Genomic DNA, 3,095 nt, shown 5'->3' on the forward strand with positions numbered 1-3,095 from the left:
AGCTTTCGGTGTTTTCGTGAGATCGAACTTTCGGTTCTATCGTCTTCACACACCGCAATCTGATGCTCGTTAGAGTAGTCAAATTGCTTGGGTGTTATATGGTCAAGCCTCACGGGCAATTAGTATTGGTTAGCTCAACGCCTCACAGCGCTTACACACCCAACCTATCAACGTCGTAGTCTTCGACGGCCCTTCAGGGGACTCAAGGTCCCAGTGAGATCTCATCTTGAGGCTAGTTTCCCGCTTAGATGCTTTCAGCGGTTATCTATTCCGAACATAGCTACCCGGCAATGCCACTGGCGTGACAACCGGAACACCAGAGGTTCGTCCACTCCGGTCCTCTCGTACTAGGAGCAGCCCCTCTCAAATCTCAAACGTCCACGGCAGATAGGGACCGAACTGTCTCACGACGTTCTAAACCCAGCTCGCGTACCACTTTAAATGGCGAACAGCCATACCCTTGGGACCGGCTTCAGCCCCAGGATGTGATGAGCCGACATCGAGGTGCCAAACACCGCCGTCGATATGAACTCTTGGGCGGTATCAGCCTGTTATCCCCGGAGTACCTTTTATCCGTTGAGCGATGGCCCTTCCATACAGAACCACCGGATCACTAAGACCTACTTTCGTACCTGCTCGACGTGTCTGTCTCGCAGTCAAGCGCGCTTTTGCCTTTATACTCTACGACCGATTTCCGACCGGTCTGAGCGCACCTTCGTACTCCTCCGTTACTCTTTAGGAGGAGACCGCCCCAGTCAAACTACCCACCATACACTGTCCTCGATCCGGATAACGGACCTGAGTTAGAACCTCAAAGTTGCCAGGGTGGTATTTCAAGGTTGGCTCCACGCAGACTGGCGTCCACGCTTCAAAGCCTCCCACCTATCCTACACAAGCAAATTCAAAGTCCAGTGCAAAGCTATAGTAAAGGTTCACGGGGTCTTTCCGTCTAGCCGCGGATACACTGCATCTTCACAGCGATTTCAATTTCACTGAGTCTCGGGTGGAGACAGCGCCGCCATCGTTACGCCATTCGTGCAGGTCGGAACTTACCCGACAAGGAATTTCGCTACCTTAGGACCGTTATAGTTACGGCCGCCGTTTACCGGGGCTTCGATCAAGAGCTTCGCGTTAGCTAACCCCATCAATTAACCTTCCGGCACCGGGCAGGCGTCACACCCTATACGTCCACTTTCGTGTTTGCAGAGTGCTGTGTTTTTAATAAACAGTCGCAGCGGCCTGGTATCTTCGACCGGCATGAGCTTACGGAGCAAGTCCTTCACCCTCACCGGCGCACCTTCTCCCGAAGTTACGGTGCCATTTTGCCTAGTTCCTTCACCCGAGTTCTCTCAAGCGCCTTGGTATTCTCTACCCAACCACCTGTGTCGGTTTGGGGTACGGTTCCTGGTTACCTGAAGCTTAGAAGCTTTTCTTGGAAGCATGGCATCAACCACTTCGTTAACTAAAAGTTAACTCGTCATCAGCTCTCGGCCTTAAGATCCCGGATTTACCTAAGATCTCAGCCTACCACCTTAAACTTGGACAACCAACGCCAAGCTGGCCTAGCCTTCTCCGTCCCTCCATCGCAATAACCAGAAGTACAGGAATATTAACCTGTTTTCCATCGACTACGCTTTTCAGCCTCGCCTTAGGGACCGACTAACCCTGCGTCGATTAACGTTGCGCAGGAAACCTTGGTCTTTCGGCGTGGGTGTTTTTCACACCCATTGTCGTTACTCATGTCAGCATTCGCACTTCTGATACCTCCAGCAAGCTTCTCAACTCACCTTCACAGGCTTACAGAACGCTCCTCTACCGCATCACCTAAGTGATACCCGTAGCTTCGGTGTATGGTTTGAGCCCCGTTACATCTTCCGCGCAGGCCGACTCGACTAGTGAGCTATTACGCTTTCTTTAAAGGGTGGCTGCTTCTAAGCCAACCTCCTAGCTGTCTAAGCCTTCCCACATCGTTTCCCACTTAACCATAACTTTGGGACCTTAGCTGACGGTCTGGGTTGTTTCCCTTTTCACGACGGACGTTAGCACCCGCCGTGTGTCTCCCATGCTCGGCACTTGTAGGTATTCGGAGTTTGCATCGGTTTGGTAAGTCGGGATGACCCCCTAGCCGAAACAGTGCTCTACCCCCTACAGTGATACATGAGGCGCTACCTAAATAGCTTTCGAGGAGAACCAGCTATCTCCGAGCTTGATTAGCCTTTCACTCCGATCCACAGGTCATCCGCTAACTTTTCAACGGTAGTCGGTTCGGTCCTCCAGTTAGTGTTACCCAACCTTCAACCTGCCCATGGATAGATCGCCCGGTTTCGGGTCTATTCCCAGCGACTAGACGCCCTATTAAGACTCGCTTTCGCTACGCCTCCCCTATTCGGTTAAGCTCGCCACTGAAAATAAGTCGCTGACCCATTATACAAAAGGTACGCAGTCACCCAACAAAGTGGGCTCCCACTGCTTGTACGCATACGGTTTCAGGATCTATTTCACTCCCCTCTCCGGGGTTCTTTTCGCCTTTCCCTCACGGTACTAGTTCACTATCGGTCAGTCAGTAGTATTTAGCCTTGGAGGATGGTCCCCCCATATTCAGACAAAGTTTCTCGTGCTCCGTCCTACTCGATTTCATGACTAAGAGATTTTCGCGTACAGGGCTATCACCCACTATGGCCGCACTTTCCAGAGCGTTCCGCTAATCTCAAAGCCACTTAAGGGCTAGTCCCCGTTCGCTCGCCACTACTAAGGGAATCTCGGTTGATTTCTTTTCCTCAGGGTACTTAGATGTTTCAGTTCCCCTGGTTCGCTCCATACACCTATGTATTCAGTGTAAGGTAACCATCTTATGATGGCTGGGTTCCCCCATTCAGACATCTCCGGATCAAAGTCTGTTTGCCGACTCCCCGAAGCTTTTCGCAGGCTACCACGTCTTTCATCGCCTCTGACTGCCAAGGCATCCACCGTATGCGCTTCTTCACTTGACCATATAACCCCAAGCAATCTGGTTATACTGTGAAGACAACATTCGCCGAAAATTCGATAATACTCAATACAGAGTAACTCACAAATTTTACCTTAGCCTGATCCGT

1 rRNA gene is annotated in these 3,095 nt (G+C 51.2%); it reads right to left on the reverse strand.

The features are described 5' to 3' along the window. Window positions 1-98: 98 nt before the first annotated feature. Window positions 99-2,990: ribosomal RNA gene (locus AACY44_RS27460) — 23S ribosomal RNA — on the reverse strand. Window positions 2,991-3,095 lie beyond the last annotated feature (105 nt).

It is taken from the genome of Pseudomonas sp. RA_15y_Pfl1_P11 (assembly GCF_963970975.1).
Lineage (GTDB): Bacteria > Pseudomonadota > Gammaproteobacteria > Pseudomonadales > Pseudomonadaceae > Aquipseudomonas > Aquipseudomonas tritici.